Source organism: Oleidesulfovibrio alaskensis DSM 16109, assembly GCF_000482745.1.
Taxonomy (GTDB): domain Bacteria; phylum Desulfobacterota; class Desulfovibrionia; order Desulfovibrionales; family Desulfovibrionaceae; genus Oleidesulfovibrio; species Oleidesulfovibrio alaskensis.
This window is the reverse complement of record NZ_AXWQ01000015.1, coordinates 58,422-79,928: the sequence shown is the minus strand read 5'-3', so window position 1 is coordinate 79,928 and position 21,507 is coordinate 58,422. Positions and strand designations below refer to the sequence as shown.

The window sequence follows — 21,507 nt, the reverse complement described above, 5'->3', positions numbered from 1 at the left end:
CATGATTGATATAAAGGAATACGGCGAATATACCACCTCGTGGTGCCCCGGATGCGGAAACCATGACGTATTGAAAGCGCTTAAGCAGACTCTTTCGGAACTTAATCTTGCTCCGCGAGATGTTGCTCATGTTTCGGGTATCGGTCAGGCTGCCAAAGCTCCGCATTATATCAGCCTGAACGGGTTCAACGGACTGCACGGGAGAGGGCTGCCCTCGGCACAGGCCGTAAAGCTGGCCAACCCGGCCCTGACTGTCATTGCCGAAAGCGGCGACGGCTGCAACTACGGTGAGGGCGGGAACCATTTTCTTGCTGCGATCAGAAGAAATGTGGACCTGACTCTTCTGGCACATGACAACCAGATTTACGGTCTGACCAAAGGGCAGGCCAGCCCCACCACCATGGAAGGACACGTCACGAAATCACAGCCCGGAGGGGTTTACAACTCCCCCTTCAATCCGGTGGCCGTGGCCATCGGTATGAAATGCAGCTTTGTGGCGCGTGCTTTTTCAGGCAACGTACCTCACCTTGTCTCCGTCATGAAGCAGGCCATCAGACATAAAGGGTTTGCGCTGGTCGATATTTTTTCGCCCTGCATTTCCTTTAATAAAGTAAATACATTCGGATGGTATAAACAACGCTGTTATGAACTGCCGGCAGACTACGACCCCACCGACTGGCATGGGGCAATGGAAAAGGCGCAGGAGTTCGGCGAACGCATCCCCATTGGCGTGCTGTACAAAAATCCGCGTCCCACCCTTGATAGCCGGTACGACTTTCTGCAGAAAGGCCCCCTGTGCAAGCAGCCGGTCGACCACGGAACACTGGACACCATCATGGACGGATACCTGTAAGGAGCGGTCATGAAAAAAGTCGTTCTGTTTCCGTTTAACGGAGAAGAAATGTGTTTCATTCACGTTTTGCTGAATGCCGGAGACATGAAACGCAAAGGGTATGACGTGCGGCTGGTTGTAGAGGGGGCGGCGGTGGCGCTGCTTCCGCGGCTGGCCAATCCGGAGCACCCCATGCATCAGCTGTTTGCCCGCGTTGCGGAAAGCGGAATCCTGTATGGAGCCTGCAAGGCCTGTTCTGCCAAACTGGGAGTAGCCGATGCCGTTACCGCGGCAGGCATCACTCTGGTGGGCGAAATGGGAGGGCATCCGGCCATGTCTGACTGGATTGACGAAGGATTTCAGGTGATAACGTTTTGATTTCCGGACACATGAACTGAAAAAGGGCACCTCGCGGTGCCCTTTTTCAGTTCGGCATAAGTGTTCTGATGAGATCCAGCTCTGCATCGGACACAACAGGCATATCCGGCGGACGGTTGTCGCCGGTTACCTGACTGCCGTGCCTGAGAACCGTACGCCCTGCAAAGACATGGGTCATGACATAAAAGAAGCGTTCAGGAGCCCACTCCGTGTTCTCGCGCAGATAAGCTTCTGCCTGCGGGCTCCATACAAAAGAAGGCTCACCGGCGTCAGTCACCACCGGAGAGGAGGTGTCCTTGCTGTTAACGGCCCATTCTCTGAATGCCGGAAAATCCTTTAAAAACTGCTGCAGTTCCTGCTGTGTGAATTCCGGTTGATCATGGAAATTCTGCTCAGCAGCCGATGCCTGACTGCACATGAATATGAGCAGCAGGGCGGAAAATATGGCGGCGACGCGCGGCATGGCGGCTCCTTGAAGGGAATTAATGAAAAAAAGGCCGGCCCGAAGGCCGGCCACAGACTGCTTAATCGTATTTCACCGAGCTGATTTTCATCAGCTTGTCCCAGTTATTGATGGACTCGATGTAGCGCAGGGTACCTGTACGTCCGCGTATGACCATGGAATGGGTCACGGCACCGGTACCTGTGTACTGCACCCCTTTAAGGAAGGTACCGCCGGATATACCGGTGGCGGAGAAAAAGACTTCGTCACTGCGCACAAGAGTATCCACAGTGTGGATTTCACGCAGGTCAATGCCGGCTTCAAGGATAGCCTCTTTTTCCACATATGACTGAGGATCAAGGCGGGCAAACATTTCACCGCCGATACCTTTGATGGCACAGGCTGCAAGAACTCCTTCGGGAGTGCCGCCGGTACCCATCATGACGTCAACTTCAGAACGGGGGTCCACAGCCATAAGGGCACCCGACACGTCGCCGTCGGTATGCAGCTGTATACGTGCCCCGGCTGCGCGCACCTGCTCAATCAGGCTGGCATGGCGGGGTTTGTCCAGCACAAAGACCACAAGGTCATCAACGTCCTTATCAAGGGCCTTGGCAATCTTGTGCAGGTTTTCAGCCACAGGCGCATCAAGATCGACAACATTTTTCGCGGCACCGGGCACCACCAGCTTCTGCATGTAAAAGCTGGGACCCGGATTATACATGGTGCCTGCAGGAGCCACCCCGATGACGGAAATTGCATTAGGACGGCCATATGCCAGCAGCTTGGTCCCCTCAACCGGATCAACCGCCACGTCCAGAGCAGGACCGTTGCCGGCACCGACTTTTTCTCCGTTGAACAGCATCGGAGCATTATCCTTTTCACCTTCGCCGATGACAACCACGCCGGAAATATTCAGCGAGTTGAAGCAGAGCCGCATGGCGTCCACAGCAGCCTGATCACCTGCATCCTGATTTCCTTTGCCGAGCCAGCGCGCAGAAGCAAGCGCAGCGGCTTCCGTTACGCGTACGAGGTCAAGAGCAAGGTTTTTTTGAGGGGCTTCCATTACCTGTTTCCTCCGTCAGAAAAGAAAGAGTATTGCACTCAGTACAGAATGTTTATGAGATAGTGTCGCAAGCGATATTCCGGAGTCCGGATACGGCTGACAAGCTTAGCGCAGCCATGCCGCAGCTTCAAGCGGAAAAGGAACCTTCCGCGCGGGACGGCGGACGTGCCGGTGCACGCCCGCCGGACATTATCAGACCAGCCCTGCCAGTGACAGAATGCCGCGCAGGTACTTTTCGTTCTGCGGCTGCATGGGCACCAGCGGCAGGCGCAGTTCAAGGGAAAGCCTGCCCATCATGGACAGTGCCGTTTTTACCGGAATGGGGTTTGTTTCACAGAACATGGCCCGGGAAAGCGGTGAAAGCTCATGATGCAGTGTTTTAGCTCTGGCAAGGTCGCCCCCGGCAAACGCTTTGCAGAGGCCTGACATTTTAGCAGGCACAATATTCGATACAACGGAGATAACACCGCATCCCCCCACGGAAAGCAGAGGCAGCACTGTAAAGTCGTCGCCGGACAACACCTGAAAATCAGGGCCGCAGAACTCGATAATCTCGGAAACCTGCTTCAGGTTGGCTGAAGCCTCTTTGATGCCGACAACTTCCGGCACATCGCGTTTAACGCGTGCCACTGTTTCCGACGTCATGTTCACGCCTGTCCTGCCGGGAACATTATACATGATATACGGCATGGAAACTTCGGCGGCGATAGCCTTGAAGTGCTGGTAAAGCCCTTCCTGAGTGGGTTTGTTGTAATACGGCGTGATAAGCAGGGCACCGTCGGCCCCTGCGTCTTTGGCAAACTGGGCCAGCCCGCAGGCTTCTTTGGTGCTGTTGGAGCCGGCACCGGCCAGCACGGGAACACGGCCCTTGACCTGATCAATGCAGATACGGATGACATCACGGTGTTCTTCATGAGACAACGTCGCCGACTCACCGGTTGTGCCGCAGGGGACAAGACCGTTGATGCCCTGTTCTATCTGCCATTCAATGAGGTTGCGGTAAGCCTCCTCGTCAATATGGCCGTTTTTGAGGGGGGTGACGATGGCGGTCAGTGCTCCGGAAAACTGCATACGCTTCTCCTGTGTTTGCAAAAGCAAATGGCCGGAAAAACCGGCCGTTGAAACTAATCTAGTGAAATACCCAGTGACTCGGGCTGCATTTCGCCTGTGTAGACGAGCAGGGCCTTTCCTTCAAGAAACACCGAGCCGTCTTCCAGCGATATGCCCAGCAGTTCGCCGCCGGAACTGCGCACTGTCACCTGCGGGCCGGTAAGCCCCAACGCATGGGTGATAACAGCCCCTGCGGCCGCGCCGGTACCGCATGCATAGGTTTCGTCTTCCACGCCGCGCTCATAGGTGCGCAGCAAAATGTTGTGCTGATCAATCACGGTGACAAAGTTAGCATTGGTGCCGGCAGGTGCAAAACGCTCATGATAGCGCAAAGAGGCTCCCAGCGCCCGTACGTCCAGTGCCGCTACATCTGCGTCCAGCCAGACGGCATGCGGCACCCCTGTATTGACGAAATGAATTTCGTGTGTCTCATCGCCAAAACGCAGCACATTGTTAAGACTAAGCTCTTTTGGCGGAGTCAGTTCCACTTTAACCATGCCTGCGGCAACATCCACTCTGGCACGTACCGGTCCCGCATCGGTTCCCAGCACATGTTCGGCACCGGCAAAGCCGGTACGGAAAGCAAGAAGCGCGGCACAACGTGAAGCGTTGCCGCACATTTCAGCACGGGATCCATCGGCATTATAAAAATGCCACCGGTAGTCAACACCGGGAATGTCCGGAGCTTCTTCCAGAAAAACAAGGCCGTCCGCACCGACGGAAAAAGAACGCCTGCAGATTTTGCGCGCCCAGTCTTCCATAAGGGCAACAGGCAGCTTCAGCTCTCTGTTGTCAATGAATACGAAATCGTTTCCACATCCCTGCATCTTGTAAAAAGGCACGGATGCACGCGGTGTCCGCGTCATGAGATCATTCTCCTGAGGTTGCCGTTATGTGCCCGCAATCACCAGAGCATTCGGTCTGTCGCGGTACCTCTCCGGCGGCAGACTTCACGCACCACAATGCGTTACATCCCGTATCCAGTCAACTGCCTGCCCCGAAAGGAACCGGCAGAAAAAAAGACGCCCGAAACGGCATTGCCGGTTCGGGCGAACTTCGGATTCAGAACGTTTGCTAATCGTTTAGAAATTCTTTCAGCTCTTTACCCGCCCGGAAAAAGGGCAGCTGTTTAGGCTGAACATTGACGATTTCGCCCGTTTTAGGGTTTCGTCCGGAATACCCTTCGTACTGTTTTACCTTGAAGCTTCCGAAGCCCCGTATTTCAACACGATCACCTTCGGCAAGGGCGTCTTTCATCGAATCCACAAAGGTGGTCACCACAAGGGTGGCCTCTTCGATGGAGATGTTGTTTTCTTCAGAAAGGACTTTGATCAATTCGCTCTTGTTCATCTATGGAGCCTCCCGAAAAAGAGGTGAGTTACAAAATAACAGAGTGTGTACAACGTGAATATTATGCAAAAAGCCTACGAGTTCAAGCCTTAATATTCTTTTCCCGTCAATTCGCCGAATAAAGGGCTTTGCCCCAGCGTGTGCACAATGGCGGCACGGTGGCGCTGCATCTTGACAGCTATCGAAAAAATATCCTTTGCTGCCGGTGATTTGTGGTTCATACGCATCAACGGAGTCTGCCTGCGAACGGCCTCGGGCAGGGCTTTGTCATAACTTACACCACCCAGCAGAACAGGGCTGATACCCAGAAACCGGTCACAAACAGCCGCAAGGCGCTGAAAAGCCTGCTTCACTTCACCGGGGTTTTCCGCCTGATTGACTATGACGTGAAAATCGTCAACCCCGTGCTGGGCGTGCATCATCTTGATCAATGCGTAACTGTCCGTCAGCGATGTGGGCTCGGGGGTGATGATGACAACCCGCATATCGGACATGGCTCCCAGTGAAAGCACAGTGGGTGATATACCGGCACCCAGATCCATAAAAAGATAGTCATATCCGTCGAAAACAGGCAGCAGACGGTGAAACAGCAGTTCACGGGTATCGTTATCCATCTCGATAAGATCTGTCAGCCCCGAAGCCGCAGGCAGAAAGTCAAAGCCTCCCTGCTCAATGGGAACAACGATGGACTGCGGTTCGATGTCGCTTTCCAGAAGGTCGTACATGGTGTGTTCCGGAGCAAGCCCCAACAGAACGTCCAGATTGGCCAGCCCCATGTCGCAGTCCATAAGCAGCAGCGGATGACCGCCCTTATGCAGACAGAAGGCGAGATTCAAAGCCAGATTGGTTTTTCCTACGCCGCCTTTGCCGCTCAAAATCGAAACGCTTAGTGTTTTTCTCATAACCATCTGGCTCTGCTATTCTTTTCCTGAAAAAAGTATCTGCTTTTCCTGAGACTGCACCATGGTGGAGCGGTCGTAGGGAGCACCGGGAGACTTACGGGAAATCATCACACGATTTTTGCCGGCACGTTTGGCCTCATACAGCGCTTCATCGGCAAAAGTCATCAGCTTTTCCGCGCTGCAGGGAATGCTGCCTTTGCATACCGCCACCCCCGCAGAGAACGTGATATGCAGAGGGCCGGTGCCGGCACAACGCACAGGCGCTGCCCGCAGTGCGGCAAGCAGGCGTTCAACCATCAGCCGCGCGGTAACTGCCGATGCCCCGGGTAGAATGAGAGCAAATTCCTCTCCGCCGGTTCTGGCAGCCACATCATACACCCGTTTGCCCGAAGCAAGATGGTGCGCCACATGGACAAGCACCTCATCACCGCAGGGATGACCGTAGACATCATTCACAGCCTTGAAGTCATCCAGATCCAAAGCGGCCACGCTTACCTGCGAATTCCCGCGTTCCGCACGCTGCAGTTCAAGCTTGAGCATGCGTTCAAAGGCTCTGCGGTTGGGAAGCCCGGTAAGCGGATCGTGTTCCGACTTCCAGCTCAGATCATCCAATGCGTCCTGCACTTTCAGCAGATTGATTCCCGCATCGCTGCCAAGGGGATAGGCTATCCAGTTTGTCAGCCCCAGCCGCTCGGCTGCCGCCGCCCATTGTTCTTCATCACATCCCGGCAGCAGTCGCGTTACGGCAAGCATCCGCCCCGCGTTGCAGGCATCTGACCGGCACAGGCCTTCCTGCAGTGCCCGCCGCAGGGTCTGAATTTCCTCGGTGGCGGCTTCGACAAGCTCTTCATGCTTATGCTGTTCAGCTCTCCGCGAGCCGGCATCATGCTCTTCATTCTGCATACTATCGTCGCTCATGCTGGTAGAGCAGGTGGTTGCGCATCAGCGCATCAAGCTCGCCGTCAAGCACCGCTTCCACATCGCCCACTTCAAAGTTGGAACGGTGATCCTTCACCAGCCTGTACGGCTGCAGCGTATAGGTGCGTATCTGGCTGCCCCAGCCGATGGCTTCCTTGCTGGCGTAGTCCGCCTGCTTTTCAGCGTCGCGCCGGCGTATTTCAGCCTCATACAACCGCGCCCGCAATATCTGCATGGCAGTCTCTTTATTGTGATGCTGCGATTTTTCGTTCTGGCACTGGGCAGTGATACCGGTGGGGATATGTGTCACACGCACGGCGGAGCTGGTAGTGTTTACGCTCTGTCCTCCCGGTCCGCTGGAGCGGAAAATATCAATGCGCAGGTCAGAATCCTTGATATCGATGGTGATCTCTTCGCCTGCATCCGGAATTACATCTACCGATGCAAAGGACGTATGACGTCTGCCGGAGGCATCATAAGGCGATATACGGATAAGTCTGTGGATACCTTTTTCACCTTTAAGCAGCCCGTAGGCATTGGTGCCGTCAATCTTCAGCGTCACGCTTTTGATGCCGGCTTCGTCTCCGTCAAGATAGTCAAGGTATTCGGCTTTAAATTCATGGCTTTCCGCCCAGCGCACATACATGCGCAGCAACATTTCCGCCCAGTCCTGTGCTTCCGTGCCTCCGGCACCGGGATGAATTTCAAGAATGGCAGCGTGCTTGTCTTCTTCTGCTGAAAGCAGCAGGCCGACTTCGGTCTCTTCCAGCAGAGCTTCCAGAATTCCGGCCTGTTCTTCCAGTTGTTCAAGAACTTCCTGCGTATTTTCTTCTTCAGCCAGCTCAAGCCAGCCCAGCATGTCGTCCTTGGCCTGCCGCAGTGCGTCCAGCCGCGCAACACTGTTTTCAAGCTGACTTTTTTCCCGCAGCACAGGTGTAAGCTTTTCCGGCGCATTCCACGCGTCTGGACTGGACAGCTGTTTTTCTATCTCTTCCAGCCTGTATTTACTCTGCGCGTGGTCAAAGGCGCCCCCAGAGCGTTTCAAACTGCTGGAGAAGGGCATTGCCTCTGGAACGGAGTTCGGAAAGTTGAAGCATAAAATATCCTGTTATTGTGGCGTTTGCCGCCGTCCTGTCTGCAGCAGACAGAATGCCGTCGTACAGAAGACAACCAGCATGGCGGGCATAATCCACTGGTAAATTAAATGGTATACTGTTTTTTTCGTAATGCTTTTAACCGCTCCGCCGACAACCGCAGGCCTGAACAGAGGTCCAGTTTCCTGCATACGTCCGAAGGGGTCAATGATAGCACTGATTCCGGTATTGGTGCAGCGCGCTATGTACCGGCCCTGTTCCACAGCCCGGACTGCAGTCAGGTGAAGGTGCTGGCGCGGAGCAGAAGTATTGCCGAACCATGCATCATTGCTGATATTGACCAGCAGGGTGGCACCATCGGCCACACGCTGTTGCGCCAGTTCGGGAAAGATGGACTCATAGCAAACCAGTATTCCCAACGCAAGATTTCCTGTTCTGACAGGGGTAGTCTGTTTGCCGGGAGTAAAATCGCCGACACCCTGCATCATGGTCTGCAGAAATTCAAGATTCAGAAAAGAAGGAATGTATTCGCCGAAGGGCACAAGATGCTCTTTGTCATAAAAGCCGATGTCGCGCCCCTGTTTGTCCAGAACGTATGCGCGGTTGTACGTGGTGTAACTGCCGGCCTGCGGCCCCAGTGTATAACCGGGCGTGCCCAGCAGCAGCGGAACCCCCAGCCCGGCCACCGCACGGCGTATGTCCTCGCCAAGGGCATGTTCCTGAAAATAAAAAGGCATGGAAGTTTCCGGCCAGATAATCAGGTCGGGCTTCAGTTTGTCCGCTGCCCCCTGCGACATGGAAATATAGCGGTCAGCGGTGCCTTGCTGGTACTCGGGCAGCCACTTCTGCCCCTGATCAATGTTGCCCTGAATCAAGGCGACGTCATACTCCTCGCCCTGAGGAGAAAAAGAGCCTGTTCTGTAAAAACCGAACAGTGCAATTATCCCGAGGATAGCAACAGAAATTACGGAAAGTCTCCTGCAACGCAGGGTTCCGGCGCACAGATGAACACTGCAACATGCTGCGCAGGCAAAAAAAGCTCCCAGCGCAGTCCCCCCCACCACGGAAGCAGCCTGCAGCATCTGCGGGACGGCCACAAAAGCTGATGCCAGGGTGGCCCACGGGAAACCTGTCAGAAAAATACCGCGGAACCATTCGAGAATACCCCACAAGCTGCCTGCCGCCGTGCAAAGGAGCAGGGCGTTCTGCCAAAAAAGCGGCAGGGTACCGCGCGAGTACGGTCTGACCAGCAAGTGCATGATGCAGGAAAATACTGCACCGAACAAACCTATCCACGCGCCGAGCAGCAGGGCACAGGGCACAGCCAGAGGCCACGGCAGCATGCCGTAGACATGCACAGGATAGGCAACCCAGTACACAGCGGCAGCAGCACCTGCGCCGGAAGCCAGCCAGCCGAGACGAAAGGCAGCGGATGCGGACCGGACGTGCCAGGCGATTGCGTACAGGGCAGCGGGAACAAGCAGAACAAGGAAAGAATTCTGCCAGAAAGGGTTTGGCAGCCCGGCAAACATGCCTGCCGAAACCAGAACAATAAGAACGATTGACCTGTTATTCACTGCAAAGCTCGCACGCATGGTCATAACGGTGTGTCATCATGAAAAAGGCGGCCGGAGCCGCCTTGAATTATTCAGAGGGAGTAACACGGATTGTCTTTATCTGCTTGGCGTCAGCTTCCATTACCGTATAGCTGTGAGCGCCGACAGTAAAAGATTCTCCTGCCTGCGGGACATGCCCTGCTATTTCAGAAAGATAACCGCCGATTGTTTCCACCTGATCGGACTCGAGCAAAACTCCGAGCCGTTCTGACAAATCTTCAAGGAAAGCCCTGCCTGAAACTTCAAGTGTTCCGTCGTCAAGAGCACGTATATCCTCCTGACGGGGCGCATCATGCTCGTCTTCTATGTCGCCCACAATTACTTCCAGCACATCCTCAATGGTCACAAGACCGGAGGTGCCGCCGTATTCATCAAGCGCAATGGCAAGATGATTCTTGCGGGTCCGGAATTCCTGCAGAAGCTCGCTCACCTTTTTCGTTTCCGGAACAAAGATGGGCTGACGCATGGTTTCAGTCACCGGCGCACTGCGCTGACCGGTGTCGGTAAGGACACTGAGCAGGTCTTTGGCATAAACAACGCCGATGATGTTGTCGCGGTTGTCACGATAAACGGGAATGCGTGAATGTCCCGAAGAAACAATCAGATCGATGATGTCCCCGAGAGAGCTTTGGTCGTCCGCACAGTCAATGTCGGTTCTGGGAGTCATGATCTCATAGACCTGCATTTCATCCAGCCGCAGGATGCTGAGAAGCATGGTGCTTTCTTCAGAATCCAGTTCACCGTCATCCTGAGCTTCAATGATGGCCTGTTCAACACTGTCGCCGTTCTTTGCGGAAAAGAATCTTGAAAAAAGCGACCAGAGCCTACTGTCCGAGCCTCCGTCCAATGTTTTCACTCCTGTTAAAATGTCTTCCGATTCTGCTGGGCAGCGGGTCCGGATACCTGTTCCTTTTCGAATAAGCATAACCGCTTTTCAAGGCAAGCGGTTTACCGGCTAAAAAATGACTCTTACTCTTCCGGGCCCCTTTCGCGGTAAAGCTCCAGATGGCGCTTCATGGCCCAGTTGCCGATAACCTCTATGCCTTCTCCGGCTTTCATGGGCTGCCAGACCAGCTCGTGAGTGCTGTTTTCCCTGTTACGGGCATACCCGATAAACTGTACGCCCAGATCCACATCACGTGTTTCAAAATCGATAAAAGGCGTCTGAGTGCGGCAGAGCAGCCAATATCTGTCCCGTTTGCCCAGTTCAGGTTCCCAGAGATCAAGCAGCAGCATGAAACGTTCGGCAATGGTGAACGTAAGTCCGCATTTTTTAGCCCGCTCGCGGCGGACCTTCAGTCTGGCGCCGCCTGCAGAGATATTAACCAGCTCAATATCAGAGGTTTTATTAGGAATAAATACCAAAGCAGGCTTTCCCCAGTCCTTGATATTCATTTTCATGCTGCCGGTGGTATCCAGCGGTTCAGCCCAAAGAGCCATACCCAGAACATACTGCTCCGGAGGTTCCACCCGCAGAAAAGCTCTTTTCTGCCGCTGTTCCAGCACTTCGGGCAGGCGCACGTTCATCATGCAGATGCCTTCCCCCTCCATGCGTATGCCGGCAATTGTGGTCACAAATGTGTAATAGACAGGATGTGTTCCTGACTTCAGACAAAAAAAGCATTCCACACTTCTGCCTATCCAGCCCGGCGAAAGCTTTTCCAGACCGGAGCATTCAAGCAGTAGAGTGTCATGTTCCAGCGCCACAGGCAGGCAGGTTGTGGCGTGGCGGCGTGCGCCCGGTGTGTGAAACTGCAGCTCGACTTTTCCCCGCTGGTCAATGGCTGTCTGCAGCTGCTGTGCAATTTCTGCGGGACGCAGAATCCAGCCCGCGGGCACATAACTGCCGTGCTTGCGCTTGAGATATGACAGAACGACAATGACACCCAGCAGCACGACAATGACACCGCACAGTACGGCTATGACCGTCAGCGACGCAGTGGATGAAAATGATGTGGCACCGAAGCTGTTACCGATTTCCGTAAAGTAGTTGGTCGTACGGTCCAGTGAAGAAAACCGGACAGCTGCGGAAGACGTCTGGATGTTCATTGCAATCTGATCCATTCTGAAAAGCTGCTCCAAAGGCTGAAAACAGCCTTGTGTATTTCAAGGGCATTGTACCAACGGCAGTATCCGCTGAACAATGCAAAAAAAACACCATAATAATGTTACAGCCAGCCGTTTTTTTTCAGATAGACCTCTATGCACGATAATGCAGCGGGTGTGATTCCGGAAATACGCGCAGCCTGACCAAGGGTCCGTGGACGGACTTTACTCAGTTTTTCAACAGCTTCCCGAGTCAATCCGTGAACAGCGGCATAATCCGCCGCTTCGGGAATGACCACAGCTTCATGTCGCGCAGTACGCAGCACCAACTCTTCCTGCCGCTTCAGATACCCGGAATATTTTACAATGGTCTGGGCCTCTTCAAGAACATCCGCGGCAAAACCGTCCGTTTCAAGGCCGAACGCCTGCAGGTCCGTGATGCCCAGTGCCGGTCTGCGCAAAAGGTCTGCCAGACTCACCGATCTGGTGGGCACCGCCTCATTCATATGCACAAAAATATCCCGGGTTGCGGCATCGGGCCTGACCTGTCTTGCGTCAAGCTCCGCAAGCAGTTGCTCCAGCGCCGTTTTTTTGGCGGTGTACAGCTGCCATTGGGCGTCATCAACCAACCCCAGACTGCGACCCGCGGGTGTCAGTCTGCTGTCGGCATTATTTTCCCGCAGCAGAAGCCTGTGCTCTGCGCGCGACGTAAACATGCGGTACGGCTCCAGCGTTCCCTTGGTCACAAGGTCATCCACCAGCACTGCCATATACGCCTCATCACGGCCCGGAATAAAAGCAGGCAGACCGCGCAGACCGCAGAAAATGTTCAGAGCGGCCCACAGCCCCTGAGCGGCGGCTTCCTCATAGCCGGAGGTGCCGTTGACCTGTCCGGCCATCCACAATCCCGGCAGAACTTTTGTTTCAAGTGTGGGCTTAAGCTGCGTGGGATTGGCATAATCATATTCTATGGCATAGCCGGGCCGCACAATCTGGGCCTTTTCCAGACCGGGAATGGTGGCTATCATGGCTTTCTGCACGTCCAGCGGCAGGCTGGTAGGAATTCCACCGGGGTAAACTTCCGGACTGTGCAGGCCTTCCGGCTCGATGAAAATCTGATGCCTGTCCTTGTCGGGAAAACGCGCGATTTTGTCTTCTATGGAAGGGCAGTAGCGCGCTCCGGTACCGGAAATGATGCCGGTGAACATAGGGGAGCGGTCAAAACCTGCCCGTATAGCCTCATGCGTCGCCTCGTTGGTCCACGTAAGATAGCACGGCACCTGCGGCATGCGTGCATGCCGAGACCGGAAGCTGAAAGGGCGCGGCGGATTATCGCCGGGCTGCTCCACCATGACATCAAAATTGATGCTGTCACGTAGCAGGCGGGGGGTGGTGCCGGTTTTCAGACGGCCCAGTTCCAGTCCGACGGCACGCAGGCTTGCGGAAAGTCCCTGTGCGGCAGGGTCACCCAGCCGGCCACCGGAAAAGTGGGTCAACCCCACGTGGATAAGCCCGCTCATGAATGTTCCGGCGGTGACGCAGACCGCCCGCGACCTGAACTCCTGACCGAGCAGAGTGGACACCCCGGCGGCGCGGCCGTTTTCCACCAGCACGTTTTCCGCGGTATCCTGCCACACCCACAAATTATCCTGCCGGAAAACATCCCGCTGCACGGCTTTCATGTAAGCATCGCGGTCTATCTGGGCCCGTGTGGAATGGACGGCAGGCCCCTTGCTTGTATTCAGCAGACGAAACTGAATGCCGGCTTCGTCGGCCCACAGTCCCATCATGCCGCCCAGGGCGTCAATTTCCTTGACCATATGCCCTTTTGCCAGCCCGCCTATGGCAGGGTTGCATGACAAATGGCCGATTCTGTCCGCGTTGATGGTCAGCAGCAGCGTTTTAAGCCCCAGACGGGCAGAAGCCATGGCGGCTTCACATCCGGCATGGCCGGCACCCACCACCACAAGATCGAACAGTTCGGGAAAAGAAGCTTTTTTTACTGACATAGCTAAAAAAGGCGCGTCATTTCGACGCGCCGGGCTGACTTTTATCGGGCCGGAGCAAGGGCGACATGAAGCATCACTTTTGCGTCGCCTATATTGGCCGAAATGAGCGAGCGCTCATTGGGCGTGTGCGCATTGGAGATAATCTTGCTCCAGACAACTGCGGGCAGCCCTTTGCGGCGCAAGGCTGCAGCCACGGTGCCGCCACCTATACCCATGGGACGGGCATCTGCTCCGTATACGGACTTTACGGCATGCTGCAAAGCAAGAACCACAGGGGCACCCGTATCCGTAGGCGCTGTGGCCTGCTCGCGCTGCACCGGCTCCAGCGCAATGGTCACTCCGTATTGCGTCTCCACCTCTGCGGCCATGGCCTGCAGTTGCTGCATGACATCATCAAGGGCGTATTCAGGCAGTACACGGCAGTCGATATAAAATACGTCATTACCGGGTACAGTGTTCACGTTGGGCACGTTGGCCTCTTTTTTGGTGGGCACAAACGTGGAAACCGGCGGAACAAAAAGATCATTACGCAGATCAAAACTGGTGTGCAGGTCCTGAACTTTCAGTATCATGGCAGCCGCACCCACCAGCGAATTGATCCCCTCTTCCGGCCGCGAGCCGTGGCACTGCCTGCCGGTAACGGTTACTTTTACCCACAGGACACTCTTCTCGGCCACTTCAAGCATGGTGCCGTCCGCATTGCCGCAGTCAGGAACAAGAATCAGGTCTGCACTGCGGAAAAGTTCCGGACGGACGGCCAGCACATGGTCAAGCCCGAACGTGTTCCCTGTTTCCTCGTCCGCCACAAACAGAAGGCCAATGTTTATTTCCGGCGTGATATCATGACGACACAATGCCCGGGCCATCAGCAGGCTGGAAACAATGGCCTGCTGGTTATCTTCCACACCCCGCCCTATAAGGACATCACCCTCGGTACGCAAGGTATAGGGGTCGGCATCCCACAGATCCAGATCTCCGGGAGGGACCACATCCATGTGCGAAATGATCCAGAAAGTTCTGGAGGTATCGCGTCCGGCGATGCGGGCGATGACGTTGGGACGATATCCGCACGGAACACGGATATCCGGAGCATTGACGGTTTCAATATCCGTCACCCCGAATTCCCGCAGTCTGGCGATGATATATTCAGCCTTGGCTTCTTCGCCGATTCCTTCACTTTGAGGATCCAGCGCAGGAATGGCGGTCAGCTCGCGCTGCAGTTCCACCACGGTGTCGCGCTGGGTGTCGAGATAGGCAAAAAGAGTCTGTAACATTGTTTGCTCCTGACATGCATGGCACAGTTATGCGGTAATGCCGGGGCAGAATGCAGCCTGACACGGTGAAAGTAAAGTAAAAACGCCTGTGCAAAAAAAACGAAAGGGCTGCCGAGGGCAGCCCTTTCGAAAGCTCGCGACAAGAGAGCAGTTACCCGCGGGCAGCACGCTTGGATGCTTTAAGGGGGTTAACCTTTTTGCCGCTGGCGGTCACTCTGGCTACGTGGGTAGCAAAGTTGCAGTTGCCCTGTGCCCACTTTTTGGCGGGGAAGGGGTAGCTGCTGCAGAACTTTTCACCTTCAAAAGAGCGCACACGGTCGCAACCGTCACACTGCTCAACAACAGGCGCCATCACCATGCCGTTAAGCTCAACGCCTTCGGCAGTCTTCACCGCGCCTTCGAGCATTCTTTCATCACTCATGATATAAACCTCCCAGTCGCGCAGGCTGCGCGGTATTGTTGTCTTGAAAGCAGGAATCCATGATACGGATTGCGGCAAATGTCAACATAAAAGCGTTTCAACAGGCCAGAAAGCCGGATCATCCCGTGATTTTTTTCTGCACCCACCTGCGGATAGAGGCCACTTCCCGCAGCAAGGCCGGATAATCAAATCTGGTGTGCCGTCCGTTTTCATATACAAATTCGCCGCCGACCATGGTGTGGGTAACTTCGTGCCCTGTGGCGGCATAAACAATATGAGAAACCGCAGAATACAGAGGCTGCAGATTCGGGGCTGACAAATCCAGTGCAATGAGATCTGCCTTGGCTCCCGGCACCAGCGCACCGGTTTCCGGCCAGCCGGCGCACTTCGCACCCCCCGTGGTTGCCATGTCCAGCACCGTTGCCGCAGGCACGCAGGTCGGGTCGGCATAGCGCAACTTGTGCAGCAGGGCGCATGTTTTCATTTCCGTAAACATATTAAGCCCGTTGTTACTGGCCGCACCGTCAGTACCAATGCCTACGCAGATACCTGCGGCAAGCATTTCCGGAACACGTGCGGAACCTGATGCAAGCTTCATATTGCTTACCGGGTTGTGTGCCACGCAAATCCCGGATTCGCGCAGTATCTCCAGCTCGTCATCGGTTACATCCACCGCATGCGCCACAGTGGTACGCGGCGAAAGTACGCCCAGATCACGACAGTAAGGGATAGGACGTTTGCCGAAGCTCGCAAGGCACTGCGCGGTTTCGGCTGCGGTTTCGGCCAGATGGATATGCAGCCCGCAACCGAGTTCTCCGGCCAGCGCGGCGCAGCGGGCCAGCATTTCAGGGTTGCTGGTGTATACGGCGTGAGGCATGACCGCATGACGTATGCGGCTGTGAGAGGAATACCTGTCATGCTGCCGGCGTACTAGTTCAAAGGCATCTTCAATGCAGGCATATGCCGGCGAAGGAAAGGCGAAAAGGCCTTCTCCGCCCTGCATGCGCAGCCCCGCACGGTCAACGGCCTTGAATGTGGCATCTTCGATAAGGTACATGTCGCACAGGGTGGTAGTGCCCGTGGCAGCCATTTCGGCGCAGCCCAGCAGAGCGCTGACTTCGACTATCTCGGCACTCAGATGCTTTTCAACCGGAAAAACATGCTCGGTGAGCCACTGCATTAGCGGCAAATCGTCGGCAAGCCCGCGCAGAAAAGTCATCGCCACATGGGTGTGGGCATTGACCAGCCCCGGCATGACGAGCATGCCCGAAAGGTCGCTTACAGCGTCGGTGCTCCATTCCGCGACTATCACATCAGCATGGTCGACGGCGGCTATGGTGTCTCCGGTCACGGCCACAGCCGCATCACCAAGCACACGGCGCTGCTCGTCCTGAGTGACAAGAACACCGGCTCTGATAATCCGGTCACAATGTTGCTTCATTCAGGTCTCCTTTGCGACAGGCGTAATCACATATGGTATAAAGACATCGTCTGTCAGGCAATAACTAACAACTCAGGAGTGAAAAATGAAATGGGGATGTCTTCTGATTCACGGCTTCGGCGGAGCATCTTTCGAGATGCAACCGCTGGCTGAAGCTGTGAAGAGAGCCGGCGGAACGGCAAAATGCATAACCCTTCCGGGACATGACTCAAGCGTGACCCGCTTCCGCGAAACTTTTTTCAACGACTGGGCATCTTATGCCGAGGAGCAGTTTGTGACTTTTTCTCGCGAGGTTGACCACGCGGCAGTGGCTGGGTTGTCCATGGGCGGCACTCTATCATTATATATCGCGGCGCGGCATTCACCTGCGGCTGTTGTCAGCATTGCCGCTCCCATCCATGTTTACCGGATCATCCCGTGGGAAATGAAAGACTGGCGCCTGCCTCTTGTGCGCTTTCTGCGGTTTGTCCGCCCCGTGTGGCCTTCAGCACCGCGTTCGTCCGCCTCACAGGAGATTGCGCCGTGGCGCGGTTATGACGGTGTAAATCTGCTGCCGCAGCTTTGGAGCCTTATAGAAGGTTGCCGAAGTGTCGGGCGCATACTCGGAAACGTCACCTGTCCGGCGATGGTCCTCCATGCTCCCACAGACAGAACATCCCCTCCCAGCAACGCATGGCGGATCATCACTTCCATCAGCTCTGCGGTAAGGCAGATGCACCTGCTGCCGGTTACTGAGAAGATAACCGCCCATCATCTGCTTACCACACACAGAGAAACCTCCGGCAAAGTAGGGCAGCTTGTCACTGGATTCATCAAAGACAATATTGCAAAATTGTAATTATCCTGCAGAAAATCATATGGATGGTTTCTTCTCAAAAATATAAAAAATGGACTAATATACTAGAAATAAAGAATAAATAATCAAACTGCCTGATAGCGCCGTCCTGTGAATTGACATTTTTTATACTTTTACGTTAATTCCTAACATCAAGAGCGCATCTTCCTGCTGCTTATTTGCGCAATGCGCAAAATAAACATTTTTGTCACAGATGCGCCATCCAGCAAAGGAGGCACGCTTTGCCTTTCAAGCCGATAAGTCAAAAATTCACAGACTTTGTCATTGTCCGCGATGATTCGCGCTGTATCAACTGCGAGGTCTGTGTGCGACAGTGCTCCTATGAGGCACATTACTGGGACGACACCAGACAGCGTGTCAGCTTCGACAGTTCAAAATGCACCGGCTGCCACAGATGCGCGGCGCAGTGCCCCACAAGCTGCCTGACCATACGCAGAAATCCTTCGGAATTCCGTGAAAACGCTTTCTGGACACCTGCGTTCATCAAACACATATACAAGCAGAGCGATACAGGCGGCATCCTGCTTTCTGGATCAGGCAGTCCGGCGGACAAGCCCGTCTACTGGGACAACCTGCAGCTTGACGCAAGCCAGGTCACCAATCCGTCGATTGATCCGCTGCGTGAACCGATGGAGCTGCGCACCTATCTGGGAGCCAAACCGGATATCGCGGCTTTTGAAGAAACAGCCGGCACATTCAGGCTGAAGGGAGAAATGCCTCCGCAGATCCGGCTGGAGTATCCGCTGATGTTTGCAGCCATGTCGTTCGGATCCATCAATTTCAACCTGCACAAAGCCATGGCTCAGGCCGCCACGGAACTGGGCATAGTCTACAATACGGGAGAGGGCGGGCTCCATCCTTCACTGTACGGCTACGGGGCCAATACCATTGTACAGGTAGCCTCCGGCCGTTTCGGGGTGCATAAAGACTACCTGAACGCAGGTGCGGCAGTGGAAATAAAGGTTGGTCAGGGGGCAAAGCCGGGTATCGGCGGACACCTGCCGGGTGAAAAAATTGACGAAGAAGTGTCACGCACCCGCATGGTACCTCTCGGTTCGGACGCCATATCTCCGGCTCCGCACCACGACATCTACTCCATTGAAGATCTGCTGCAGCTTATCTATGCCATCAAGGAAGCCACCCGATACCGTGTTCCCGTTTCCGTCAAGATTGCAGCCGTTCACAATGCTCCGGCCATTGCCTCGGGCATAGTCCGGGCCGGTGCCGACATTGTGGTGATTGACGGATTCAGAGGTGGCACAGGTGCTGCGCCAACCATGATCCGCGACAACGTGGGCATACCCATCGAACTGGCCCTTGCCGCGGTAGACAACCGCCTGCGCGATGAGGGTATCCGCAACCATGCCTCGCTTGTGGTTTCGGGAGGAATGCGCTGCAGCGCGGACGTTGTGAAGGCCATAGCGCTGGGTGCGGACGCTGTTTACATAGGAACTGCGGCACTTGTGGCTGTAGGATGCACCCTGTGCGGCCGCTGTTATACCGGCAAATGTCCGTGGGGTATCGCCACCAATGAAGCACGCCTGAAAAAACGCCAGAATCCCGATGTGGCAGCCAGACGCCTTGCCAATCTTATCCGCGCATGGGGGCACGAAATACAGGAAATGCTAGGCGGCATGGGCCTGAACTCCATTGAAAGCCTGCGGGGCAACCGCGACAAGCTGCGCGGCATCGGCCTTAATCAGGTGGAACTGGACATACTGGGCGTTAAACACGCGGGCAGATAGCCCGAAAATGCTCGGGCGGCTCTTTTTGCCGTCAGGCCGGACTAATCCGGCGACAGGAGAACGACATGAAAGCTCCGGATACATTCTGGCAGTTTGATAAAGACATTTCCGGATGTGGTGTCTTCGGTGTCATTGACAGGAAGAAAAATCTCATTTCCGGTTCCATGCCCATAAGCGCCATGTGCACCATGCATGACAGGGGCAACGGACTGGGCGGTGGTTTTGCCGCTTACGGCATTTATCCTCACCACGCCGACAAGTATGCCTTCCACCTGATGTGTGACGACCAGACATCTCTGGACAAGGCGGAAAAGGTTATCAAAGAATTCTTCGACATTGCGGAGTCTCAGCCCATTCCCACCAGAAAAACTCCGGCCATCAAAAATCCGCCCATTGTATGGCGTTTTTTTGTCACGCCCAGACAGGTGCGCCCCCGATGGGAACATCTGGACGAGGCCGACTATGTGGTCAGCGTGGTCATGCATATCAATAAAACAGTGGCCGGAGCGTTTGTTTTTTCGTCAGGAAAAAATATGGGGGCATTCAAAGGGGTTGGTTTTCCGGAAGACATAGCCGATTTTTTCAGGCTGGACGAATACAACGCGTATATATGGACGGGACACAACCGTTTTCCGACCAATACGCCCGGATGGTGGGGCGGCGCGCACCCGTTCACCATTCTGGACTGGGCCATTGTGCACAACGGCGAAATATCTTCATACGGCATCAACAAGCGGTATCTGTGTCAGCATGATTATGAGTGCACATTGATGACAGATACTGAAGTTGTTGCGTATCTGCTTGATCTTCTTATCCGCAAGCACGGCCTGAGCAAACGCATGGCAAGCAGAGTTTTCGCCCCGCCTTTCTGGGATGAGATAGACAGAATGCCCGAAGACGAGCGCAGGGCGTGCGAGGCTTTGCGCATGGTGTACGGTTCGGCCATGCTCAACGGTCCGTTTGCCATTCTGGTCACCGACGGCAAAAGCATGATGGGCCTGAATGACCGTGTAAAGCTCCGTCCTCTTATTGTGGCGGAAAAAGATGACATGGTGTTCATGTCCAGCGAAGAAAGCTCCATCCGTGAAGTGTGTCCCGAACTTGACAGAGTATGGGCGCCCAAAGCCGGTGAACCTGTCATTGTTGAAGTGGAGGCGTGACATGGGCAAAAAAGTGGAAATAGATGCCGCCGGAGTATACTACCGGCAACTTAATGAGCAGATTCACACCGCGCTGGAAAACGGTGCCGACACGGTGGAAATATTCAATATCCGTGGACAGCGGTATATCGGTAACGCCGTCGAAGGAGATGTCCGCTTTATTCTGCACGGCGTGCCGGGACAGGATCTGGGCGCTTTTATGCGCGGGCCGGCCATACGGGTGGAAGGCAACGCGCAGGACGGCGTGGGCAACACCATGGATGACGGCACCATTGTTATCAACGGCATGGCAGGAGACGTTCTGGGCTATGCCATGCGCGGCGGCAGAATACTTGTCCGGTCAGACGTGGGATACCGCGTGGGAATTCATATGAAAGCCTATATGGACAAATCCCCTGTGATTGTTGCCGGCGGTAAGGCAGGAGACTTTCTGGGAGAATACATGGCCGGCGGAGCCATCATCCTGCTGGGCATGGATACTTCCAAGCCCGAAGCCCCCATTACCGGCAGAAGTCTGGGAACGGGCATGCACGGCGGCGTAATATACATCCGCGGCACCGTACCCCGATACCAGTTGGGGCCGGGGCTGCATTTTGAACCGCTCACGCCCGAAGACACGGCATTCATAACAAAGCATGTCCGCGACTTCTGCACCGAATTCGGAATGGACGCGGCCATGGTGCTGGACGCTGACTTTGCCAAGGTGAAGCCTTTTTCGCACAGGCCTTACGGTAACATGTACGTGGGTACCAACTAGTCCAGAAAAGCGTTGAAAGTTTCTGTTCAAGCAGGTAGGTAGATTGCGTTTTCCCGCATCTGCGGGCTGCAACGCAAGAAACCTGACTGG

At 54.9% G+C, this 21,507-nt stretch carries 21 protein-coding genes; 6 read left to right on the top strand and 15 right to left on the bottom strand.

What is annotated here, in order from left to right; all coding sequences use genetic code 11:
* Position 1 precedes the first annotated feature (1 nt).
* Together H586_RS0110260 and H586_RS0110255 are read left to right on the top strand one after the other, a co-directional pair.
* Positions 2–853, top strand: a complete 852-nt coding sequence (locus H586_RS0110260) for a 2-oxoacid:ferredoxin oxidoreductase subunit beta (protein WP_027181981.1) — start codon at positions 2–4, stop codon at positions 851–853.
* A gap of 9 nt (positions 854–862) precedes the next feature.
* Complete coding sequence (locus tag H586_RS0110255) at positions 863–1,210, top strand: DsrE family protein (RefSeq protein ID WP_027181980.1); 348 nt, start codon at positions 863–865, stop codon at positions 1,208–1,210.
* Between the two features lie 46 nt (positions 1,211–1,256).
* Here the strand turns inward: H586_RS0110255 and H586_RS18905 are convergent, their stop codons facing one another.
* The 15 genes from H586_RS18905 to H586_RS0110180 form a co-directional block, all read right to left on the bottom strand.
* Positions 1,257–1,673: a hypothetical protein gene (locus tag H586_RS18905; protein WP_051363975.1), complete on the bottom strand. Its 417-nt coding sequence runs from the start codon at positions 1,671–1,673 to the stop codon at positions 1,257–1,259.
* Between the two features lie 61 nt (positions 1,674–1,734).
* Positions 1,735–2,718 (bottom strand): class II fructose-bisphosphatase, encoded by a 984-nt coding sequence (gene glpX / locus H586_RS0110245; protein ID WP_011367723.1) that lies wholly within the window; start codon positions 2,716–2,718, stop codon positions 1,735–1,737.
* A 192-nt stretch (positions 2,719–2,910) separates the two neighbouring features.
* Complete coding sequence (gene dapA / locus H586_RS0110240; protein ID WP_011367724.1) at positions 2,911–3,789, bottom strand: 4-hydroxy-tetrahydrodipicolinate synthase; 879 nt, start codon at positions 3,787–3,789, stop codon at positions 2,911–2,913.
* A 53-nt stretch (positions 3,790–3,842) separates the two neighbouring features.
* Positions 3,843–4,694 (bottom strand): diaminopimelate epimerase, encoded by an 852-nt coding sequence (gene dapF, locus H586_RS0110235; RefSeq protein WP_027181979.1) that lies wholly within the window; start codon positions 4,692–4,694, stop codon positions 3,843–3,845.
* Between the two features lie 208 nt (positions 4,695–4,902).
* Positions 4,903–5,178 carry an HU family DNA-binding protein gene (locus H586_RS0110230; protein ID WP_011367726.1) on the bottom strand — a complete coding sequence of 92 codons (276 nt, stop codon included), beginning with the start codon at positions 5,176–5,178 and terminating at the stop codon, positions 4,903–4,905.
* Positions 5,179–5,267: 89 nt separating this feature from the next.
* A complete protein-coding gene (locus H586_RS0110225; protein WP_027181978.1) occupies positions 5,268–6,086 on the bottom strand; it encodes a MinD/ParA family protein in 819 nt (272 codons plus the stop codon).
* A 9-nt stretch (positions 6,087–6,095) separates the two neighbouring features.
* On the bottom strand, positions 6,096–6,998 hold the full coding sequence (locus tag H586_RS18900) for a GGDEF domain-containing protein (protein WP_081701820.1): 903 nt from the start codon (positions 6,996–6,998) through the stop codon (positions 6,096–6,098).
* Positions 6,985–8,095, bottom strand: a protein-coding gene (prfB, locus tag H586_RS0110215; RefSeq protein WP_211232563.1) for a peptide chain release factor 2 whose coding sequence is annotated in 2 segments (ribosomal slippage) — positions 6,985–8,019 and positions 8,021–8,095 — 1,110 coding nt in all. Because the reading frame shifts where the segments join, the coding sequence is not laid out codon by codon here. Before prfB ends, H586_RS18900 begins: the two co-directional genes overlap by 14 nt.
* Positions 8,096–8,106: 11 nt before the next feature.
* A complete protein-coding gene (lnt, locus tag H586_RS18895; protein WP_162147968.1) occupies positions 8,107–9,669 on the bottom strand; it encodes an apolipoprotein N-acyltransferase in 1,563 nt (520 codons plus the stop codon).
* Between the two features lie 67 nt (positions 9,670–9,736).
* Complete coding sequence (locus H586_RS0110205) at positions 9,737–10,555, bottom strand: hemolysin family protein (RefSeq protein ID WP_011367732.1); 819 nt, start codon at positions 10,553–10,555, stop codon at positions 9,737–9,739.
* Positions 10,556–10,677: 122 nt separating this feature from the next.
* Complete coding sequence (locus H586_RS0110200; protein WP_027181976.1) at positions 10,678–11,772, bottom strand: PilZ domain-containing protein; 1,095 nt, start codon at positions 11,770–11,772, stop codon at positions 10,678–10,680.
* Between the two features lie 104 nt (positions 11,773–11,876).
* Positions 11,877–13,763 carry a tRNA uridine-5-carboxymethylaminomethyl(34) synthesis enzyme MnmG gene (mnmG, locus tag H586_RS0110195; protein WP_027181975.1) on the bottom strand — a complete coding sequence of 629 codons (1,887 nt, stop codon included), beginning with the start codon at positions 13,761–13,763 and terminating at the stop codon, positions 11,877–11,879.
* Positions 13,764–13,804: 41 nt separating this feature from the next.
* On the bottom strand, positions 13,805–15,037 hold the full coding sequence (locus H586_RS0110190) for a M20 family metallo-hydrolase (RefSeq protein WP_011367735.1): 1,233 nt from the start codon (positions 15,035–15,037) through the stop codon (positions 13,805–13,807).
* 151 nt (positions 15,038–15,188) lie between these two features.
* Positions 15,189–15,458, bottom strand: a complete 270-nt coding sequence (locus H586_RS0110185; RefSeq protein WP_011367736.1) for a PxxKW family cysteine-rich protein — start codon at positions 15,456–15,458, stop codon at positions 15,189–15,191.
* 118 nt (positions 15,459–15,576) lie between these two features.
* Complete coding sequence (locus H586_RS0110180) at positions 15,577–16,899, bottom strand: amidohydrolase (RefSeq protein WP_027181974.1); 1,323 nt, start codon at positions 16,897–16,899, stop codon at positions 15,577–15,579.
* Between the two features lie 85 nt (positions 16,900–16,984).
* Between H586_RS0110180 and H586_RS0110175 the strand changes: the two genes are divergently transcribed.
* From H586_RS0110175 to H586_RS0110160, 4 genes are all read left to right on the top strand, one after another.
* On the top strand, positions 16,985–17,737 hold the full coding sequence (locus tag H586_RS0110175) for an alpha/beta hydrolase (RefSeq protein WP_027181973.1): 753 nt from the start codon (positions 16,985–16,987) through the stop codon (positions 17,735–17,737).
* A gap of 239 nt (positions 17,738–17,976) precedes the next feature.
* Positions 17,977–19,500 (top strand): glutamate synthase-related protein, encoded by a 1,524-nt coding sequence (locus tag H586_RS0110170; RefSeq protein WP_011367739.1) that lies wholly within the window; start codon positions 17,977–17,979, stop codon positions 19,498–19,500.
* A 65-nt stretch (positions 19,501–19,565) separates the two neighbouring features.
* A complete protein-coding gene (locus H586_RS0110165; protein ID WP_011367740.1) occupies positions 19,566–20,660 on the top strand; it encodes a class II glutamine amidotransferase in 1,095 nt (364 codons plus the stop codon).
* Position 20,661: 1 nt separating this feature from the next.
* Complete coding sequence (locus H586_RS0110160) at positions 20,662–21,417, top strand: GltB/FmdC/FwdC-like GXGXG domain-containing protein (RefSeq protein WP_011367741.1); 756 nt, start codon at positions 20,662–20,664, stop codon at positions 21,415–21,417.
* Positions 21,418–21,507: the final 90 nt, after the last annotated feature.